The sequence below is a fragment of the Streptomyces sp. NPDC007901 genome (genome assembly GCF_042959465.1).
Classification (GTDB): domain Bacteria; phylum Actinomycetota; class Actinomycetes; order Streptomycetales; family Streptomycetaceae; genus Streptomyces.
Genome location: NZ_JBIBKW010000022.1, coordinates 47841 through 66396, shown reverse-complemented (window position 1 = coordinate 66396; position 18556 = coordinate 47841). Strand labels below are relative to the sequence as shown.

At 72.4% G+C, this 18556-nt stretch carries 17 protein-coding genes and 1 pseudogene; 9 read left to right on the top strand and 9 right to left on the bottom strand.

Going from position 1 to position 18556, the window contains the following annotated elements:
• The first annotated feature begins 1 nt into the window (after position 1).
• Positions 2 to 547: a helix-turn-helix transcriptional regulator gene (locus ACFZDK_RS44770; protein WP_390981898.1), complete on the top strand. Its 546-nt coding sequence runs from the start codon at positions 2 to 4 to the stop codon at positions 545 to 547.
• A 30-nt stretch (positions 548 to 577) separates the two neighbouring features.
• Here the strand turns inward: ACFZDK_RS44770 and ACFZDK_RS44765 are convergent, their stop codons facing one another.
• The gene (locus ACFZDK_RS44765) at positions 578 to 1123 is read right to left on the bottom strand and encodes a hypothetical protein (RefSeq protein WP_390981895.1); all 546 of its coding nucleotides are present in this window, start codon (positions 1121 to 1123) and stop codon (positions 578 to 580) included.
• Positions 1124 to 1291: 168 nt separating this feature from the next.
• The gene (locus tag ACFZDK_RS44760; protein ID WP_390981893.1) at positions 1292 to 2254 is read right to left on the bottom strand and encodes a fibronectin type III domain-containing protein; all 963 of its coding nucleotides are present in this window, start codon (positions 2252 to 2254) and stop codon (positions 1292 to 1294) included.
• A 387-nt stretch (positions 2255 to 2641) separates the two neighbouring features.
• On the opposite strand from ACFZDK_RS44760, the gene ACFZDK_RS44755 reads away from it, so the two are divergent.
• The gene (locus ACFZDK_RS44755; protein WP_390981890.1) at positions 2642 to 3382 is read left to right on the top strand and encodes a glycoside hydrolase family 75 protein; all 741 of its coding nucleotides are present in this window, start codon (positions 2642 to 2644) and stop codon (positions 3380 to 3382) included.
• A gap of 120 nt (positions 3383 to 3502) precedes the next feature.
• Here ACFZDK_RS44755 and ACFZDK_RS44750 read toward each other — a convergent pair whose 3' ends face one another.
• On the bottom strand, positions 3503 to 4264 hold the full coding sequence (locus ACFZDK_RS44750) for a glucose 1-dehydrogenase (protein WP_390981888.1): 762 nt from the start codon (positions 4262 to 4264) through the stop codon (positions 3503 to 3505).
• Between the two features lie 168 nt (positions 4265 to 4432).
• Here ACFZDK_RS44750 and ACFZDK_RS44745 point away from each other — a divergent pair, with 168 nt between their 5' ends.
• Positions 4433 to 5071 (top strand): TetR family transcriptional regulator, encoded by a 639-nt coding sequence (locus tag ACFZDK_RS44745; protein WP_390981885.1) that lies wholly within the window; start codon positions 4433 to 4435, stop codon positions 5069 to 5071.
• A gap of 106 nt (positions 5072 to 5177) precedes the next feature.
• Here the strand turns inward: ACFZDK_RS44745 and ACFZDK_RS44740 are convergent, their stop codons facing one another.
• Genes ACFZDK_RS44740 through dhaK form a run of 3 tightly spaced genes read right to left on the bottom strand, consistent with a single transcriptional unit; the run spans position 5178 to position 7224 of the window.
• Positions 5178 to 5588 (bottom strand): PTS-dependent dihydroxyacetone kinase phosphotransferase subunit DhaM, encoded by a 411-nt coding sequence (locus tag ACFZDK_RS44740; protein WP_390981883.1) that lies wholly within the window; start codon positions 5586 to 5588, stop codon positions 5178 to 5180.
• Positions 5581 to 6180 (bottom strand): dihydroxyacetone kinase subunit DhaL, encoded by a 600-nt coding sequence (gene dhaL / locus ACFZDK_RS44735; RefSeq protein ID WP_390981880.1) that lies wholly within the window; start codon positions 6178 to 6180, stop codon positions 5581 to 5583. Before dhaL ends, ACFZDK_RS44740 begins: the two co-directional genes overlap by 8 nt.
• Positions 6181 to 6231: 51 nt before the next feature.
• Entirely contained in the window at positions 6232 to 7224 is a 993-nt protein-coding gene (dhaK, locus tag ACFZDK_RS44730; RefSeq protein ID WP_390981877.1) for a dihydroxyacetone kinase subunit DhaK, read from the bottom strand.
• Between the two features lie 402 nt (positions 7225 to 7626).
• Between dhaK and ACFZDK_RS44725 the strand changes: the two genes are divergently transcribed.
• The gene (locus ACFZDK_RS44725; protein WP_390982205.1) at positions 7627 to 9021 is read left to right on the top strand and encodes a DEAD/DEAH box helicase; all 1395 of its coding nucleotides are present in this window, start codon (positions 7627 to 7629) and stop codon (positions 9019 to 9021) included.
• Between the two features lie 61 nt (positions 9022 to 9082).
• Here ACFZDK_RS44725 and ACFZDK_RS44720 read toward each other — a convergent pair whose 3' ends face one another.
• Positions 9083 to 9967 carry a hypothetical protein gene (locus ACFZDK_RS44720; RefSeq protein WP_390981874.1) on the bottom strand — a complete coding sequence of 295 codons (885 nt, stop codon included), beginning with the start codon at positions 9965 to 9967 and terminating at the stop codon, positions 9083 to 9085.
• Positions 9968 to 10055: 88 nt separating this feature from the next.
• Complete coding sequence (locus tag ACFZDK_RS44715) at positions 10056 to 10373, bottom strand: ankyrin repeat domain-containing protein (protein WP_390982203.1); 318 nt, start codon at positions 10371 to 10373, stop codon at positions 10056 to 10058.
• Positions 10374 to 10766: 393 nt separating this feature from the next.
• Between ACFZDK_RS44715 and icmF the strand changes: the two genes are divergently transcribed.
• The 5 genes and pseudogenes from icmF to ACFZDK_RS44690 all read left to right on the top strand — a co-directional run bounded on the left by icmF (position 10767) and on the right by ACFZDK_RS44690 (position 17663).
• Positions 10767 to 13997, top strand: coding sequence for a fused isobutyryl-CoA mutase/GTPase IcmF (icmF, locus tag ACFZDK_RS44710; protein WP_390981872.1), 3231 nt, complete (start codon positions 10767 to 10769; stop codon positions 13995 to 13997).
• A gap of 311 nt (positions 13998 to 14308) precedes the next feature.
• The gene (locus tag ACFZDK_RS44705) at positions 14309 to 15181 is read left to right on the top strand and encodes an alpha/beta fold hydrolase (protein ID WP_390981870.1); all 873 of its coding nucleotides are present in this window, start codon (positions 14309 to 14311) and stop codon (positions 15179 to 15181) included.
• A 32-nt stretch (positions 15182 to 15213) separates the two neighbouring features.
• Positions 15214 to 15685, top strand: a pseudogene (locus ACFZDK_RS44700) (VOC family protein); the annotation flags it as partial.
• A 136-nt stretch (positions 15686 to 15821) separates the two neighbouring features.
• Complete coding sequence (locus ACFZDK_RS44695; RefSeq protein ID WP_390981867.1) at positions 15822 to 16208, top strand: hypothetical protein; 387 nt, start codon at positions 15822 to 15824, stop codon at positions 16206 to 16208.
• Positions 16209 to 16247: 39 nt separating this feature from the next.
• Positions 16248 to 17663, top strand: coding sequence for a hypothetical protein (locus tag ACFZDK_RS44690; RefSeq protein WP_390981864.1), 1416 nt, complete (start codon positions 16248 to 16250; stop codon positions 17661 to 17663).
• Here ACFZDK_RS44690 and ACFZDK_RS44685 read toward each other — a convergent pair.
• The gene (locus ACFZDK_RS44685) at positions 17660 to 18556 is read right to left on the bottom strand and encodes a helix-turn-helix domain-containing protein (RefSeq protein WP_390981862.1); all 897 of its coding nucleotides are present in this window, start codon (positions 18554 to 18556) and stop codon (positions 17660 to 17662) included. The genes ACFZDK_RS44690 and ACFZDK_RS44685 overlap by 4 nt on opposite strands.

Sequence of the window (18556 nt, the reverse complement as noted above, 5' to 3'; positions counted from 1 at the left end):
CATGTCACTCCCGCACGCGATCCTCACCGCCCTGCTCGAAAAGCCGTCGTCGGGGCTGGAGCTGACCCGCCGGTTCGACAAGTCGATCGCGTACTTCTGGTCGGCGACGCACCAGCAGATCTATCGCGAGCTGGGCAGGCTGGAGGCCGAGGGCTACATCCGCACCCTGCCGGCCGAACAGCCGGCCCGCGGGCAGAAGAAGAACTACGAGGTCCTGCCCGCGGGCCGCGCCGAGCTGGCCCGCTGGACCGCCGCCGCTCAGGACCCCAAGCCGCAGCGGGATGTGCTCCTGCTGCGGCTGCGGGCCGCCGCGGTCGTCGGCACCGCCGGACTGGAGGCCGATCTGCGCCGCCATCTGGAGCTGCATCAGCGGCAGTTGGCCGAGTACGAGGAGATCCAGCAGCGCGACTTCCCGCCGGGCAAGGACGCCCCCGAGGACCGGCTGCGGCACCTGGTGCTGCGGGCCGGCCTCGACCTGGAGACCTTCTGGACGCAGTGGCTCACCCACGCCCTGGAGGAACTCGGCGAACTCCCCGGCACGCCGTAGCCGCGGTCGCCCGCTCGCCTGCCCGCCGGCTCAGAGCCGGTACGGCTTAGAGCGCTTGCGCAGGTACCAGCCCGTGGCGATGACGCCCGAGCCGACCAGGGCCGCGCCGATGCCCAGGGTGAGCGGGCCGTAGTCCCGGGCGGCGCCGCCCAGACCGCCCATCACGCCCCGGGAGGGCGCGGCCGACCTGGTGGTGGAGGAGGTCGTCGGGGCGGCTGGGGCGGAGGAGACGATCACCGACTGGGTGCCCGCCGTGCCGCCGTTGGAGCAGACGACGACCACCGTGTAGGTGCCCGGCGACACGCCCGACCAGGCGGCGGACTGGCTCACTGTAGTGCCCGCAAGGGCCACCTGCCGCCCTTGGGCGAAGGCCGTCTGGCCGCTGTTGAGCAGCGAGGCGTTGCCCCAGCTGCCGCCGGCCTGGGTGCAGGCGCTGGTGACCACCGAGACCGTGGTGCCGATGGTGCTCACCGAGATGCCCGAGATCGCGCCGGACGGGCCGGCGAGCCAGGTCGGGAGCGCGGCGGCGGCCGCCAGGGTCAGGCCGGAGCGGAGGAGAAGTCGTGTAGTACGCATGGGCTGCCCTCCGGCGGCACGGTTGGCGGAACGTCCCTTGCGCCGCCGAGGGTCGGGAAACGCCCGTGCTGCCTCAGCTTCAGCGAAGACGGCCGCGGCCCGTGCCGCACGCGGAGGGCGACCGGCCAGGTGAACTATTCCTCCGTCCGGCCCAGGACCGGGTGCGCATCAGGCCCCGGTCGTCACCGTCCGCCGCGCCGACCATCCGCCCCAGGTCCCGTCCGGCAGCCGTGCCCGCAGCCGCACAGGGTGCGCGACCCCATGGTCCCGCCCCACATAGAAGCTATAGGTCGCACGGCCCTTCGGTGGTGTGCCGCCCCACACCAGCGAGGTGGTCGTACCGCCGTCGAGCTGGATCTGGTACTCGGTGATCACGCCGTCCGCGTGCGGCGGGTCCCAGGCCAGATCGAGGTAGTACGCCCCGTCCTTCTCATGGCTCCCCGCGGTGAACCCGGTGGGCGCGGTGTCCCGGCCGTCGTCGGTGCCCGGCGTGCTGAGGCGCACCGCCGCGCTCGCCGGCGAGAGGTTGTCGGCCGCGTCCCGGGCCCGGACGGTGAAGACATAGCGGGTCCCCGGCCGCAGCCCCGTCACCACGGTCGCGGTCTGGTTCCCGCCCACACTGTGGATCTGGGCACCGCCCTGGTAGATGTCGTACGACGCCACCGCGCGGTCGTCCGTCGAGGCGCTCCAGGACAGCTGCACCGCACGGCTGCCCGCGGCCCGGCCGGCCGGACGCGCCGGGCGGGTCGGTGCCGAGCGGTCCGCCGCTACCGCCTCCGGTGTCGTCGCCCGCACCTCGCGGCTGCGCGGCCCGAGGCTGCCGTCCCCGCCCCGGGCCCGCACGGTGAACGCGTACACCGTGGACGGCTTCAGCCTGGTGACATCCACCATGTGCTGCGACCCCGGTACTTCACCGACCTTCGTGGTGCCGCGATACACCTCGTAGGCGCGGATGCCGGCACCGTCCGGCAGCGCGTTCCACATGACGTGCACGGTGGTCGCGCTCCCCGCCGCCGCGGTGACCCCCGTAGGGGCGCCGGGTAGCCGGCCGCTGTCGCCGTCGGCGGCGCCGCCCCAGCCGCAGGACGTCACCAACAGCAGGGCACAGACCACGACGGCAACTCGGCGCACGGTTCCGCCTCCCCGGGGACGGCAGCACGGCAATGGTCCGGACCAATATGGCCTGCCCGGGATGCGGACATCAAGAGGGCCGTATTGGTGACGGCGGGCCGGAGTTACGTATGCTGAGGGTCCTGCGGCCGAACTTCCGGAGAGAACACGGGAGTTCGTGCCTGTGGCGCGGAACGCTGTCGTCGCTGATCCCGCGCCGACGCGGGCGGCCGGGGTGGCCTGGGCCGACATCGGCTCAGGGCTCCGGCCCCCCGGCGGATTCTCACAGGGTGTCAGATCGTTGCTCCGTACGGCCCTGTACGGCCCTTCGTTGCTTGGTCGGGCCGCCCCGACCCCACCAAATTGAGCCGGGTGACTTCTTGTCCCCCATCGAGAGGGTCCTTCATCGTGCGTGTCCAGTCGCTGACGCTGGCCGCGGCCGGCGCCGCCCTGCTCGCCCCGACCACCCTGCCCGTCCCCACCCCCGCGCTCGCGGCTTCCGGTGAACGGCACCGCATCACCGCCTCCGAACTGCTGGACCGGGTGGCGGACTGCGCTCAGGTCTCCAAGGGCCGCTACCGCACCGACGCCTACACCGCCGCCACCGTCCCCGTGTGCGGCACTGGGCAGGCCGTCTTCTGGAAGGCCGACCTCGACATCGACTGCGACGGCCGGGTCACCGCCCACTGCAACCTTGCCGCCGACCCCGCGTTCAGCGCCGCCACCGCCTACCAGCAGTCCAACGGCCGTCACCTCAACGCGGAGACGCTGCCCTACATCGTCGTACCGGCCCCCAGTGGCCGCTGGGACCACCGCGTGTCCGGCGTCCGGGGCGGTTCGGTCGCCGCGGTGATCTACAAGGACCGCGTGCAGTACGCCGTCGTCGGCGACACGGGCCCGCGCGACATCATCGGCGAGGCCTCCTACGCCACCGCCCGCGGCCTCGGCGTCAACCCCGACCCCCGCGTCGGCGGCGTGCCCTCCGGCGTCACGTACATCGTCTTCAAGGACTCGACGGTCAAGCCCATCGAGGACCGCGCGGCGGCGGAGGAGGAGGGGCAACGGCTGGCGGCCCAGTTCATCGGTGTCGGGGACGACGTCGGGGATGGGGGCGGGGATGAGGCCGGCGGCGGGGACGGGGACGGCTGATCACCGGTCGACTGCCCTGGACCGGGGCACCGGGTATTGGGCGGCTTCCTCGGCCGGAGTCGTCTGTGGGCGGGCGGCTTTCGGCTGGGGCCGCCCGCCCGGATGGCGTGTCGGTGACGGTCAGACGGCTGCCCAGCCGTTGTCGACGGGGAGGATCGCGCCGTTGATGTTGGCGGCGGCGTCGGAGGCCAGGAAGAGGATGGCGGCGGCCTGTTCCTCGGGCTGGGCCACGCGGCCGACGTTGCCGAAGTAGGGGCCGAGCGCCTTCGGGCCGTGCGCCTCGCCGTCGATGTCGGGGATCATGCCCGTCGCCGTACCGCCGGGGGCGATCGCGTTGGCCCGGATGCCCTGGTCGCGGTACATCACCGCGAGGTTCTTGGTCAGGCCGACGACGCCGTGCTTCGAGGCCGTGTAGGCCGCGCCCGCCGCGCTGCCGCGCAGGCCGGCCTCGGAGGCGGTGTTGACGATCGCACCCCGGCCGGCCGCCAGCATGTGCGGCAGCACCGCGCGGGTGAGCAGGAACGGCGCGGTGAGGTTGACCCGTATGACGCGCTCCCACTCGGCGTCGCTCACCTCGCCCAGCGCCGACATACGGTCCATGATCCCGGCGTTGTTCACCAGCACGTCCACCCCGCCGAACCGCTCCACGGCGGTCGCGACCACCTGGTCCACCACGGACTGCTCGCTGAGGTCGCCGGTGACGGCCACGGCCGTAGCGCCCGCCGCCTCGATCTCCTTGACCACCGCGCCCGCGCCCTCGGCATTCAGGTCGGCGATCAGGACCCGGGCGCCCTCCCTGGCGAAGGCCAGAGCGGTGGCCCGCCCGATCCCCGATCCCGCGCCGGTGACGATGACGCCGCGCCCGTCGAGTCCGCTGGCCATGTGGTGCTCCCATCCGGTGGTTCGTGGGCGCGCCGCGCCCGGTGACGGGCACACCATACGACTTAATGTCTGTGAGTGACATAAACTGGAGGGCGGAATTTTCGAGTCCAGCGGCACCTTGGGCAGAATGCCGATCATCAGGCACCGGCAACGGCACCGGAGGAGCAGATGACCGCAGCAGCGGGACGCACGGGACGGCCGCCCCTGACCGAGGAGCGCAAGGCCGAGATCAGACTGGAGATCGCCCGCGCCGCGGTGGACCTGTTCGTCACCCAGGGGGTGACCGCGACCACGGGCGAGCAGATCGGTCAGGCGGTCGGGGTCTCGGCGCGCACGGTCTGGCGCTATTTCCCGAGCAAGGAGGCCTGCGTACGGCCGCTGTTCACGGCCCGCATCGACGCGGTCGCCGACTGTCTGCGCGACTGGCGGCCCGGGCAGTCCCTGGAGCAGGCCTTCGAGAGTTCCGTACCGGCCGACAGCCGTCTCGTACAGGGCCCGGACAGCGCCACCATCGGCGCCCTGGTCCGGCTGACCCGCGTCGAGCCGGGGTTGCGCGCCGAGTGGCTCCAGACGTACGACGAGGCCGAACCGGCGTTCGCCCGCGCCCTCGCCGAGCGCGCCGGGCTGCCCGCCGACGATGTGCTGCCGAAGATCCAGGCGGCCATGTTCAACGCGGCGCTGCGCGCGGCCGTGGAGCACTACGCCTGGCACGTCGCCGACGAGGCGACGGACGCGGTCACGGCGGAGGCCGAGCTCACGGCGATCGTGCGCTCGGCCCTGACCGTGGTGGCGGCCGGTCTCGCCTAGCGAGCCGGCCTTGACGGCCCGGGCTCTGCGGGATTTCTCGCAGAGCCCGCGGGTGTTGTCGCAGAGCCCGCGGGGGTTCTCTCGGACCTCGCGGGTGGGTGTGCGCTCAGACCTTGCGGTAGGTGTACGCCTCGGCGGCGGCCGCCTCCACCGCGTCCAGGTCGGCCCCGGTGGTCGCCGTCACCACCGCGGCCACCGCGCCCTCGACGAACGGGGCGTCCACCAGCCGGGTGCCGTCGGGGAGTTCGTCGCCCTCGGCGAGCAGCGCCTTCACGGTGAGCACCGCACTGCCGAGGTCGGTGAGGACGGCGACCCCGGCGCCCCGGTCCACGGCCGCGGCCGCTGCGGCGATCAGCTCGGCGCTGGTGCCGAGCCCGCCGCCCTCGGTACCGCCCGCGGGCGCTACCGGCACCGCCGTGCCGCCTCCCGCCAGGCTCCTGGCCAGCTCCGCGACGGACGCGGCGACCTCCGCGCTGTGCGAGACCAGCACGATCCCGACCAGCCTGTCGTCACTCACCGGCGGCCTCCTCCAGTGCGGCGACGAGCAGCGCCGACGAGGTGGCGCCGGGGTCCTGGTGGCCGATGCTGCGTTCGCCCAGGTAGCTGGCCCGGCCCTTGCGGGCCTGCAGCGGGGTCGTGGCCTCGGCCCCCTGTTCGGCGGCGGCCCGCGCCGCGCCGAAGCCGTCACCGAGCGCGTCGACGGCCGGCACCAGAGCGTCGATCATCGTCTTGTCGCCGGGAGCCGCCCCGCCGAGCGCCATGACCTTGTCCACGCCCGCCCGCAGTGCCTCGGCGAGCTGCGCCTCGCTGACCTCGGCCGCGTCACCGAGCGCCTTGCCGGTGCTGCGCAGCAGCGTGCCGTAGAGCGGCCCGGACGCGCCGCCGACCGTGGAGATCAGCCGGCGCCCGGCGAGTGCCAGTACGGCTCCCGGGGTGTCGGGTGCGTCCTTCTCCAGCGCGGCCACCACCGCCTTGAACCCGCGCTGGAGGTTGCTGCCGTGGTCGGCGTCCCCGATGGGGGAGTCGAGGGCGGTGAGCCGCTCCGCCTCACGGTCGACGGAGGCGGCGGTCGCCGCCATCCAGCGGCGGAAGAAGTCGGCGTCGAGCACGGGATCTCCTTGCGTTGCGGTACGGGCGCGGGTCGGTGCTGTCTCGGTCGCTCACATCCCCCAGCGCAGGCCGGGTGTCTTCACCGGCGCGTCCCACAGCCGCAGCAGGTCCTCGTCGACCTGGCAGAGGGTGACCGAGGCGCCGGCCATGTCCAGGGAGGTGACGTAGTTGCCGACCAGGGTGCGGGCCACGGTCACCCCGCGCTCGGCGAGCACCCGCTGGACCTCGGCGTTGAACCCGTACAGCTCGAGGAGCGGGGTCGCGCCCATGCCGTTGACCAGGACGAGTACCGGGTTGCGCGGGGTCATGTCGTCCAGGATGGCGTGCACCGCGAAGTCGGCGATCTCGCCGGAGGTCATCATGGCCCGCCGCTCCCGGCCCGGCTCGCCGTGGATGCCGATGCCCAACTCCAGCTCCCCGGGCGGCAGATCGAAGGTCGGGGTGCCCTTGGCCGGGGTCGTACCGGCGCTGAGGGCGACACCGAAGCTGCGGGAGTTCTCGTTCACCTGGCGTCCGATGGCCTCCACCCGCTCCAGCGGCTGCCCCTCGGCGGCCGCGGCGCCCGCGATCTTCTCCACGAACAGGGTGGCGCCGGTGCCGCGCCGACCGGCGGTGTAGAGGCTGTCGGTGACGGCCACGTCGTCGTTGACCAGCACCTTCGCGACCTGGATGCCCTCGTCCTCGGCGAGTTCGGCGGCCATGTCGAAGTTGAGCACGTCACCGGTGTAGTTCTTCACGATGAACAGCACGCCGGCCCCGCTGTCCACGGCCGCGGCGGCCCTGGCCATCTGATCCGGGACGGGGGAGGTGAACACCTCGCCCGGACAGGCGGCCGACAGCATTCCGTGGCCCACGAATCCACCGTGCAACGGCTCGTGCCCCGAGCCACCGCCGGAGACCAGCGCGACCTGCCCGGCGACGGGGGCGTCCCGTCGTACGATCACCCGGTTCTCCACGTCCACCGTGAGGTCGGGATGAGCCGCCGCCATTCCCCGCAGCGCATCCGCCACCACGGTCTCCGGAACGTTGATCAACATCCTCATGCGAACCTCCTGATGACATGAACGGAATAGTCTTTGACCTGCGTCTTTGTGGGTTGTGGCGAGGCTGGTGCCGGTCCGATGCCGACTTGGGTGACGGTTCGTCAGGTGTGGGCGGCGGTGTGACCGCGAGCGGCGTGATTCTCCTGAACGCAGTATCGACCTTGGCGGCGCGAAGGTCACGTGGGCGGGTTCGCGCGGCGGGGTTGACGGCGTGCCCACGGCAGGCCGGGGCGATGTGCGTCGTGCTAACGTTGGCCGTTTGCAGCGTCACTGTGTGGGTGCCGGGCTCACGGTCCCTGGCCGGTGGCCGCGTCCCCGCCGCGCCTTCCTCGGTACGGTCCCTTCGGAGGAAGGCTTTCTGTGAGCGAATCAGTACGTGCCGATGCCCGGCAGCAGGGTGCGGTGTCCGAGGCGTCGGACACCGTCGCGGCGTTGCCCCCGGCGGCGTCCTTCGCGGAGCTGGGGCTGCAGGCAGCGGTGCTGCGGGTGCTCGGCGAGCAGGGGGTGACGGTGCCGTTCCCCATCCAGGCGGCGGCGCTGCCGAACGCGCTCGCGGGGCGGGACGTCCTGGGCCGGGGCCGTACCGGATCCGGCAAGACGCTCGCCTTCGGCCTGGGGATGCTGGCCCGGACGGCCGGGCGGCGCGCACAGCCCAAGGAGCCGCTGGCGCTCGTCCTGGTGCCCACCAGGGAGCTGGCGCAGCAGGTCGGCGAGGCGCTCACCCCGTACGCCGAGGCGCTGCGGCTGCGGCTCACGACCGTGGTGGGCGGAATGTCCCTCGGGCGGCAGGCCGCCGAGCTGCGGGACGGCGCCGAGATCGTCGTCGCCACGCCCGGTCGGCTGCACGACCTCGTCGAGCGCAAGGCCTGCCGACTGGGACGGGTGCGCATCACGGTCCTGGACGAGGCCGACCAGATGTGTGACATGGGGTTCCTGCCGCAGGTCACCGAGATCCTGGACCAGGTGCGGCCCGACGGGCAGCGGATGTTGTTCTCCGCCACCCTCGACCGCGACGTCGACCGGCTGGTGCGGGACTACCTGCGCGACCCCGCCGTCCACTCCGTGGACCCCTCGTCCGGCGCGGTCTCCGCGATCGAGCACCACGTCTTCGTCGTGCACGGCCCGGACCGCTATGCCGTGACCACGGAGATCGCCGCCCGGGACGGCCGCGTCCTGCTGTTCCTGGACACCAAGCACGGCGTCGACCTGCTCACCCGGCATCTGCGGGCCAGCGGTGTGGCCGCCGCCGCCCTGCACAGCGGCAAGGCCCAGCCGCAGCGCACCCGGACCCTGGCCCAGTTCAAGAACGGGCAGGTCACCGCGCTGGTGGCGACGAACGTCGCCGCACGCGGCCTGCACATCGACGACCTCGACCTCGTGGTCAACGTCGACCCGGCCACCGACCCCAAGGACTATCTGCACCGCGCGGGCCGCACGGCCCGGGCCGGCCGCTCCGGCACCGTCGTCACCCTCGTCCTGTCCGCGCAGCGCCGCGAGACGAGCCAGGTCATGGCCGACGCCGACGTCACCCCCAAGGTCACCAAAGTCCGCTCCGGCGAGGCCGAGCTGAGCCGCGTCACCGGCGCCAGGGCCCCCTCCGGAACGCCGCTCGACGGCGGACCGGCCGTACCGCGCCCCAAGAACCACAACACCCCCTTCCGCGGCCTCGGCAGCACGAAGGACGCCCGGGGCGGCTCCGGCGGCCGACCCTCCCGCAAGACCAGCGAGGCCCGCAAGCTCGCGGAGGCCCGCGAGGCGGCCCGGGTGCGGCGCGGCGGTTCATCCGGCGGGCGGTAGCCGACGCGGCCGCTGTCGAGCCGGGTGGGGAACGGTCAGAGGGCGCCGTAGCGGTCTGTGGTCATGGGCCGGCCGCCGTCGTGGAGCGCACGCCGGGCGTCGGGGAGGCGGACGGTGGGGGATAGCTCGGGTGCAGCGAGGGGGAGAGCGGCGCGAGCGACTCGCAGAGGGAGGACGGGAAGGCGGGCTCCTTGCGCTGCACGTCCCGGCAGCCTCCGGCCGAGGTCCGGATGATCGGCTGCCAGCCCGACTCCTCGGCCCGGAAGAACCAGCGGTCGCCCAGGTGGGAGGAGCAGGCGGGGTCCGTCGAGTCGCCGCAGGCCGGTCCCGTGCGCCAGGAGAAGTCCAGCACCAGCCACTTCCCGTCGCACCGTTCCGAGTCCCGGTACGTGTGCTCGGGCGCGCCGACCGCCATCAGCGCCTGGTCGTAGGAGGCGGGGGTGCAGCCGGTGGCCGGCGGCGTGCAGCCCAGCTTTCCGCACAACCGCAGCGCGGGCGGCTTGGCGCCGTCGGCGGTGAAGCGCGCGTAGAGGTCGACCATCACGTCCCGGTCGCCCAGCGGCTCGGGCAGCGTGACCTTCGCGGTGGCCGTGCTCTCCTCGGTGCACCCGGACGCCCTGTCCATGGACGGCGAGGTGAAGGTGACCTGCACCCACACGAGGTCCGTCATAGAGTCGGTGAGCACTGCCTTGAGCTTGCGCACGCACGCGTGAGCGCCACTGGGCACCTGCGTGTCGAGCAGCAGCGTGCGCCGATCCCCGCTGACACGGACCCCGTTGACCGCGGACGGCTGCATCGTGGCCCACGGGATCGGCTCGCCCGCCGCCGACGAGGGCGAACCGCCGTCCCCCTGACCGGCCACCCGGGTCCCGCACGCGCCGAGCAACAGCACGGCAAGGGCGCAGAGCAGGACGGCTGCCCGACGCGTTCCAGCTGATCGTCGCAAGAGCGCTCAATCCCCCCGGCACGCGCCTACGTTTCCCAGGCCAATAGTAGAAGTGGCGCTCGGAAGGCTCTCCGGCCGGGTGAGCCCCTCACCCGTCGATGTGCCGCTGCAACAGCTTGGCCGCCAGGTCATGGCTGTAGTGAAGGGCGAGGTCCATCGGCGTTTGCCCGTCCGGGTCCGGGAGTTGCGGGTCGGCTCCGAAGGCCAGGAGCACCGCGGTGGTGTGCACAGTGAGCGGGCTGCCGCTTTGCAGGGCGACATCTCCTTCCGTGTCGATGGCGTGTGTCAGGAGTGTCATGTTGTCGCACACCTCATCGGGGTCGACTCCCGTGGCCGGCAACTGGGCCAACGTCGCCGCGTCCTCGTCCTCCACCGCTTGATGGGCTGGTGTCCAGGTGTTCTCCACAGTGACATTCAATCGGTGCCACGCCCGTCGGATCGCTCCGATCGTCTGGTTGGCGGTGGCAAGGCCGAGCTGTTGGAGGCCATCGCCGACCGGATCGGTGAGCGGCTGCATCCGACTACCGGTGGTCAGGCGCCTGACCTCGATCGGCCGCCGCAGCAGCAGACCGTGGGCCTGCTGATCGGTCCACGCGGCCTTCGCCGTGGTCGACGACATCGCGCTGACGTCGGCCGGGACGGCGGGGCGGCCCGCGCGGTCCCGGTGCCGAAGGCGGTAAGGCGGGGTATGTCACACCGGCCTTGCCTTCTGGCATTTACTCGGACGTCCTACTATCTATTAGTAGGACGTCCTAGTATCCATCTCGTCAGCGTTCCTTCGTCCCGCCCGGGAAGGCCCATGACCGAGCTGCATCGCCCCACGCACCCCGTCCGTCTGGTCACCGCATCGGCGCTGTTCGACGGCCATGACGCGTCGATCAACATCATGCGGCGGATCTTCCAGTCCCAGGGCGCCGAGGTGATCCACCTCGGGCACAACCGGTCGGTCCAGGAGGTCGTGGACGCGGTGCTGGAGGAGGACGTCCACGGCGTGGCGGTCTCGTCGTACCAGGGCGGGCATGTCGAGTACTTCGAGTACCTGGTGGAGTCGCTGCGTGCCGGCGGCGCCGACCACGTGCGGGTGGTGGGCGGGGGCGGCGGGGTCATCGTGCCCGAGGAGATCGCCCGGCTGCGGGCGAGCGGGGTGACCATCTTCTCCCCGGAGGACGGGCAGCGGATGGGGCTCGCCGGGATGGTCAACTCGGTCGTGCGGGACTGCGACTTCGACCTGTGGGGCGCGAAGCAGGCCGACGCGGACGCCGTGCTGGCGGGCGACCGGTTCGCGGTGGCGCGTGCCGTCACCGGGGCCGAACTGGGCAGGCTGTCCGACGAGTTCCGCGAGCGGCTGCGTGCGGCGGCGGAACGGCGACCGGTGCCGGTCCTCGGGATCACCGGCACCGGCGGTTCGGGCAAGTCCTCGCTCACCGACGAGCTGGTCCGCCGGTTCCGGGTCGACCAGCAGGACAAGCTGCGGATCGCGGTGATCGCGGTCGACCCGACCCGCCGCAGGGGCGGCGGCGCCCTGCTCGGCGACCGGATCCGGATGAACTCCCTGGACGGGAACCGGGTGTTCTTCCGGAGCCTGGCCACGCGGGGCAGCCGCGAGCTGCCCGAGCATCTGTCCGACGTGATCGATGTCGTCAAGGCCGCCGGGTTCGACCTGGTGATCGTGGAGACGCCGGGCATCGGGCAGGGCGACGCGGCGATCGTGCCGTACGTCGACAGCTCGCTGTACGTGATGACGCCGGAGTTCGGCGCCGCCTCGCAGCTGGAGAAGATCGACATGCTCGACTTCGCCGACGTCGTCGCGATCAACAAGTTCGAGCGGCGTGGCGCCAAGGACGCGCTGCGCGACGTGGGCCGTCAACTGGTCCGCAACCGCGAGGCGTTCGGGATGCGGCCCGAGGACATGCCGGTCTTCGGCACCTCGGCGGCCACCTTCAACGACGACGGTGTCACCGCGCTCTACCAGCACGTGAAGGCCGGCCTGGCCGAGCGGGGGCTGCCGCTGCCCGAAGGCCTGCTGGCGCCGGTGACCGTACGCCACTCGTCCGGGATCCGCCAGGTGGTGCCGGCGGATCGGGTGCGCTACCTCGCCGAGGTCGGTGACACCGTCCGCGCCTATCACGCGGCCACCGAGCGGCTGGCCGAGGCGGCCCGGCGCGAGCAGCGCCTCGCGGAGGTGGAGCGCGAGCTGCTCGCGGCGGGCTCCGACGCCGCGAACGTACGGTCCCTGCTGGACGACGCCCGCGCGGGTCTCCCGCGCGACATCACCGAACAGCTCGCCGGCTGGCCGGCCGTCGTGGCCTCCTACTCGGGCGACGAGCAGGTCGTGAAGGTCCGCGACAAGGAGATCCGTACCAAACTGACCCGGGAGTCCCTCTCGGGCAACAAGATCCCCCGGGTCGCCCTGCCCCGCTTCACCGACCACGGCGAACTGGTGCGCTTCTGGCGCCGGGAGAACCTCCCCGGCCGCTTCCCCTTCACGGCCGGCGTGTTCCCCTTCAAGCGCGACGGCGAGGACCCGGCGCGCATGTTCGCCGGCGAGGGCGACCCGTTCCGCACCAACCGCCGCTTCAAGCTGCTCTCCGAGGGGCAGCCCGCCACCCGCCTGTCCACCGCCTTCGACTCGGTCACCCTCTACGGCCGCGACCCGGACGAACGCCCCGACGTCTACGGCAAGGTCGGCACCTCCGGGGTCTCCGTGGCCACGCTGGACGACATGAAGGCGCTCTACGACGGCTTCGACCTCGTCGCGCCCACCACCTCGGTCTCCATGACCATCAACGGACCGGCGCCGACGATCCTGGCGTTCTTCCTCAACACCGCCGTCGACCAGCGGATCGACGGCTTCCGGGCCGCCGAGGGGCGCGAGCCCACCGCCGAGCAGGCGGCCGAGCTGCGCGCGCACGCCCTGGCGAACGTCCGGGGCACCGTGCAGGCGGACATCCTCAAGGAGGACCAGGGCCAGAACACCTGCCTGTTCTCCACCGAGTTCTCGCTGCGGATGATGGCCGACATCCAGGAGTGGTTCATCGCCCACCAGGTCCGCAACTTCTACTCGGTGTCGATCTCCGGTTACCACATCGCCGAAGCCGGGGCGAACCCCATCAGCCAGCTCGCCTTCACCCTCGCCAACGGCTTCACCTACGTCGAGACCTACCTCGCCCGCGGCATGCACATCGACGACTTCGCGCCCAACCTGTCGTTCTTCTTCTCCAACGGCATGGACCCCGAGTACGCGGTCCTGGGCCGGGTCGCCCGCCGCATCTGGGCGGTCGCGATGAAGGAGAAGTACGGCGCGAACGAGCGCAGCCAGAAGCTGAAGTACCACGTCCAGACCTCCGGCCGCTCCCTGCACGCCCAGGAGATGGACTTCAACGACATCCGCACCACCCTGCAGGCGCTCATCGCGATCTACGACAACTGCAACAGCCTGCACACCAACGCCTACGACGAGGCGGTCACCACCCCCACCGAGGACTCCGTCCGCCGGGCCCTGGCCATCCAGCTGATCATCAACCGGGAGTGGGGCCTGGCCATGAACGAGAACCCGCTGCAGGGGTCGTTCATCATCGACGAACTCACCGACCTGGTGGAGGAGGCCGTTCTCCAGGAGTTCGAGCGGATCAGCGAGCGCGGCGGCGTGCTCGGCGCCATGGAGACCGGCTACCAGCGCGGCCGTATCCAGGACGAGTCGATGCTCTACGAGCAGCGCAAGCACGACGGCACCCTGCCGATCATCGGCGTCAACACCTTCCGCAACCCGCACGCCGACACCGCCGAACCCGGCGCCGTCGAACTGGCCCGCGCCACCGAGGAGGAGAAGGCGGCCCAGCTGCGGCGGGTACGCGGCTACCGGGCCGGGCACCAGGACGACGCCCATGCCGCCCTCGCGGCGCTGAAGGCGGCCGCGACGAGTGACGAGAACGTGTTCGGCGTCCTCATGGACGCCGCCCGGGTCTGCACCCTCCAGCAGATCACCGACGCCTTCTTCGAGGTCGGCGGGCAATACCGGCGCAACGTCTGACCATTCCCGGGTACCGCGACCATGTCGTCGCGGTACCCGGGAATACCCGCATTACTCAGCCGCGGAACACGGCCGAAGCCGTGGAATCACTTTCCGAATTCCTGGCTGAACTCCTTCCAGTCCTTGCCCGAGATCCAGTTCGCGCCGCACACACAGATTCCGGCTTCCGCGCTCCCTTGACGGCATCTGCGGCCCTGGTTGCCGTAGCGACCATTCCAACTGGAATGAACGCTACGGCAATGAGGGAGCCGGCGGGAAGGGCGGGTGCCCGGTTTGACCCGTTCCTCGACCACCGCCGACCGAGGAACGCCATGACCACACCGACCGGCCTGCCGGTGATGCAGGAGACGACGTACGACATCGGCGGGAAGAAGATCTTCGTCGCGGAGACGGGCGACGGCCCGCCGGTGCTGCTGCTGCACGGCGGCGGCCCCGGCGCCTCCGGCGTCTCCAACTACACCCGCAACATCGCCGGCCTGGCCGAGGAGTACCGGGTCATCGTCCCCGACCTGCCCGGCCACGGCCGCAGCAGCAAGGGCGTCGACCGTGCCGACCCCTTCGGCTACCTCGCCGACCACATCCGCGGTCTGCTCGACCGGCTCGGCCTGGACAAGGCCCACCTGGTCGGCAATTCCTACGGCGGCGCCTGCGCCCTGCGGCTGGCCCTGGACACGCCCGAACGGGTCGACCGCCTGGTCCTGATGGGCCCCGGCGGTGTCGGCACCACCCGCACCGTGCCCACCGCCGGCCTGAAGAGCCTGCTCGCCTACTACAACGGCGACGGACCGTCCCGGCCGAAGCTGGAGAAGTTCATCCGCAACTACCTGGTCTTCAACGCCGCAGGCGTCCCGGACTCCGCGATCGACGAGCGCTACCGGGCCAGCATCGATCCGGAGGTCGTCGCCTCTCCGCCGCTGAGGCGGCCCTCCGGCCGGGGCGCGCTGCGCACCCTGTGGAAGAGCGACTTCACCCGTGACCCGCGCCTGAACCGACTGCCCGTGCCCACCCTCGTGCTGTGGGGTGCCAAGGACCAGGTCAACCGCCCGTCCGGGGCGCGCATGCTGGCCGACCGGCTGCCCAACTGCGATCTCTACGTGGTGGCCAACACCGGGCACTGGGTGCAGTTCGAACAGGCCGGCCTGTTCAACCGCGTCTGCTCCGACTTCCTGGCGGCCAGCCGATGACCACGTACGACAGGTACGGCGCCCCGTCCGTGGAGACCATCAGCGGCGTCAAACTCAAGATCCGCTTCCTGCGGGTCAACGAACGCCACCACTCCGTCGCGGTGGCCAACACCGTCGGCCTGCCGATCGACCCGATCCGCACCCGCGTCCAGCACCTCAACATCCAGGCCGCGAGCCTCGACGACGTCGCCCACAGCTACCAGCGCGTCCACGAACTCGGCTTCGACATGGCCCTGTCCGTGGGCCAGCACACCAACGACCGCGAACTCTCCTACTACGCCCGCACCCCCTCCGGCTTCGAATGGGAACTCGGCTGGAACCCCGTCGTCATCGACGAGTCGACCTGGGAGCCCAGCCCACCAGGGCATCAGCGTCTGGGGACACCTTCCGGTCGGCCAGACCATCGTCGACAAGCTCGCCCAGTTCCGGGCCGGCACCCGCTCCCTGGCCCGCCCGGAGAACACCGTGCCCGCCCTCAGCGGTTCCGGCATCGCCGACGACTGACCGGCTCACCTCACACGACGATGGACGTCAGGGCCGCCCACAGCAGGGGCGCGTGTTCGATGCGGCCCCCCGCCCGCCACAGGTCGAGCTGTTCGCGCTGCCAGCGGCCGAGCCGGGCCACGGGGTCGGGGTCCTCATGGGCGGCGTCGTGATGTGCCTGTGCGGACCGGTGATGCCGGGCGCGGTCCTCCTCGCCTGCGCGGACCTGACGGTCATGGGCATCGTCTTCACGGTGGTCTTCCTTCCCCTGGGCCTCGGGCTCTGGGCGCACACCGGCGTCGAGCGGGAGCACAACCGGCGGCTCGACGCCGCCGGGCTCCCGGCGACCGCGGAGGTCACCGACCTGACCCCATGGGAGGACGCCGACGACGCCGGCCTCGCGGTCGGGCTGCGGGTCAGCGGGCCGGGGTTCCGGACCTTCGAGGTGACCTGGCGGCGCTCCCACCATGACGCCCTGCGCGTGGGCCTGCGGCTCACGGCGGTCGTCGACCCGTCCGGCGGTCTGTTCCGCGTGGACCTCTGACGAACCACCCCGACCACCCGCCAGCCGCGAGGAGAGACGATGCGCAGCCGTACCGGTGTGTTCCTCGGGCAGTTCCTGTTCGCCGCGCTCTGCTGTTCGGTGCGGCCGCTCTTCCTCGCCGTGGGGTGGACCGCCTGGCGCGACGGCGAGCGCTGGGGCCTCGCGGTGGGCGCGGGCGGCGCGGCCGTCACCGCCGTGATCCCGGTCGTGGCCGCCGTCGCCACGCGGCAGATGTTCCCCCGGATCACCCGCCGGGACCGGGTGCGGAACGGCGCGTACGGCGCGTACGGGGACGACACCTTCGTGATGTGGGCGCCGAGTTCCGCGCCGGGCCCGGCGGGAGCCCACCTGGTGCGGGCGGACGTCCTGGAGGCCTCGCTCGCGCGGTACAGCCCCGAAGGGGAGGCGACGTTCACGACGCACTACGGCGAGTACGCCCCCGACGAGTTCACACCGGTGGTCAGGATGAGGCTGCGGGTGCACACGGCGCAGGACGCCCGGTCCGAGGTGACGGGCGAGTGGCGGGTGCCGTCCCTGTGCCTGTCGGCGGTCACGGCGGGCCGCCTGGCCGTCCGCGTCGACCCGGCCGGTCCCGGGACCCCCGGGCGGGTCGACGTGCTCTGGCCGCGCAGCGCCCTGCTGGCGGGCACGAGAACCTGCCGGGTGATCGACCTCGAGGGCCGGACAGCCGACGTGACCCGGCGGACCGGCCGCCAGCTGGCACAGATGCGGATCTCACGGGAGGTCGGAGGCGTCAGGATGGTGGGGGACACGATCGACCTCCGGCGCCTGGACGCGCCGACGGCGGCACGCTACGGCGCCCTGGCCGACCGCGACCGCGCCCGCCCCGAGGACCGTGCACCGGTGTCCGAGCCGGGCGAGGAGGCCCGGCTGCTGGTGGACGAACTCCCGGGCGAGCAGGGCGGGTTCGGCCATGCCGGCCGGGGGTGGTCGCGCCGCGGCGGGCATCTGGTGCGGGCCCGGTTCCTGGAGATGCGCGGCAGGACGACCTTTCAGGACCGGGGCCCGGTGCTGGACACGGTGCTGCGCATCCGGCCGGCGGACGGCACCCGCCCGTTCGACGCGGCCCGGCGGCTCACCGTGCCGCTGAACTACCTGGCGGTCCTGCACCACACCAGGGACGTGGTGCTCGGCGTCGGCCCGAACGGCCGCGCCTACGACATCGACTGGAGCCGCACCAACCTCCTCGCGGGTGTCACCACCGCCACGGTCATCACCCCCGACGGCCGTCGGATCCCCCTGCCGCGACGCTCCGCCGCCCTCTGGCCCCTGATGAACCTGCTGGCCTCCCACGCCGTTTCGAACCCCGCTCCCGTCCTCGACCTCCGCATCCGCCGGACGGCCCGGGTGGCGGGGGCCGTGATGGACGTGCTGTCGGACCCGGGTCTGACACCCGCCGATCACCGGGCAGGGCATCGCCCCGAGCAGTACTAGGACGAGAGCGGCACCAGGGCCTGGAGCGCGGACAGCGCGCCGCCGGTGACCGGGGACGGCGGCGCCGACTCGGGCGGGACCCCGCGGAAGGCGCTCGGGGACATGCCGTAGACGGCGCGGAAGCGGCGGGAGAAGTGGTAGGCGTCGGCGAAGCCGCACTGGAGGGCTATGGCGCGCAGCGAGAGGTTGCTCAGCCAGAGCAGCGGTTCGGCCCGTGCCAGGCGGAGCAGTTCGAGGCCCGCCACGGGACTCACCCCGAGGTGGCGACGGCAGAGGCGGGACAGGGTGCTCGGGGAGACTCCCGCCGCCTCCGCCAGCCGCTCCAGGGCGAGCGGGCGGGCGACGCCGTCCGACCAGCGGGCGCGGACCGCGGCCATCATGGCGACCAGTGGCTCCGGGAGCGCCTGGGAGCCGGTTCCCGGGGCGGTGCCGTGCACGAAGGTGAAGAGCAGCAGCCGCAGGGTCTCCTCGGCGTGCCGCTCCCAGGCCGGCGGGCGGGTCGCGCCGAGCCTCAGGAGGTGCCGGCAGAGCGCGGCCATCGGGTCGCCCCGGCCGGTGAGGTCCCGGACGACCGGCCAGCCGGTGTCGGCGGGGGCGGGGCGGAGCCGGAAGTGCGTGTAGGCGTGCCGGGTGGGCCGGCGGGTGTCCCAGTGGAAGGTGTCGCGCATTCCCGGGCGTACCAGCAGCAGTTCGCCGGGCGTCAGCGGCAGGCTCAGGTCACCGCAGACCCAGCGGGCGCTGCCCCGCAGCAGCCAGACGAACTCGTACGACCCCGCGTCCCTGGGACCGAAGACCGACCCCGGCGGATAGTCGGCGACCGCCGGACCGAGCCGGGCCAGGAGCGTGGGCGCGAACGGCGGGACGGGCGGGACGGGTGCGGTGCCGTCCGTCAC

Bases quoted from the DNA above. Each gene is read 5' to 3' on its own strand.
- ACFZDK_RS44770 (WP_390981898.1), top strand. From the start codon at position 2: ATGTCACTCCCGCACGCGATCCTCACCGCCCTGCTCGAAAAGCCGTCG.
- ACFZDK_RS44765 (WP_390981895.1), bottom strand. From the start codon at position 1,123: ATGCGTACTACACGACTTCTCCTCCGCTCCGGCCTGACCCTGGCGGCC.
- ACFZDK_RS44750 (WP_390981888.1), bottom strand. From the start codon at position 4,264: ATGGCCAGCGGACTCGACGGGCGCGGCGTCATCGTCACCGGCGCGGGA.
- ACFZDK_RS44745 (WP_390981885.1), top strand. From the start codon at position 4,433: ATGACCGCAGCAGCGGGACGCACGGGACGGCCGCCCCTGACCGAGGAG.
- dhaK (WP_390981877.1), bottom strand. From the start codon at position 7,224: ATGAGGATGTTGATCAACGTTCCGGAGACCGTGGTGGCGGATGCGCTG.
- icmF (WP_390981872.1), top strand. From the start codon at position 10,767: ATGACCGAGCTGCATCGCCCCACGCACCCCGTCCGTCTGGTCACCGCA.
- ACFZDK_RS44705 (WP_390981870.1), top strand. From the start codon at position 14,309: ATGACCACACCGACCGGCCTGCCGGTGATGCAGGAGACGACGTACGAC.
- ACFZDK_RS44695 (WP_390981867.1), top strand. From the start codon at position 15,822: ATGGGCGGCGTCGTGATGTGCCTGTGCGGACCGGTGATGCCGGGCGCG.
- ACFZDK_RS44690 (WP_390981864.1), top strand. From the start codon at position 16,248: ATGCGCAGCCGTACCGGTGTGTTCCTCGGGCAGTTCCTGTTCGCCGCG.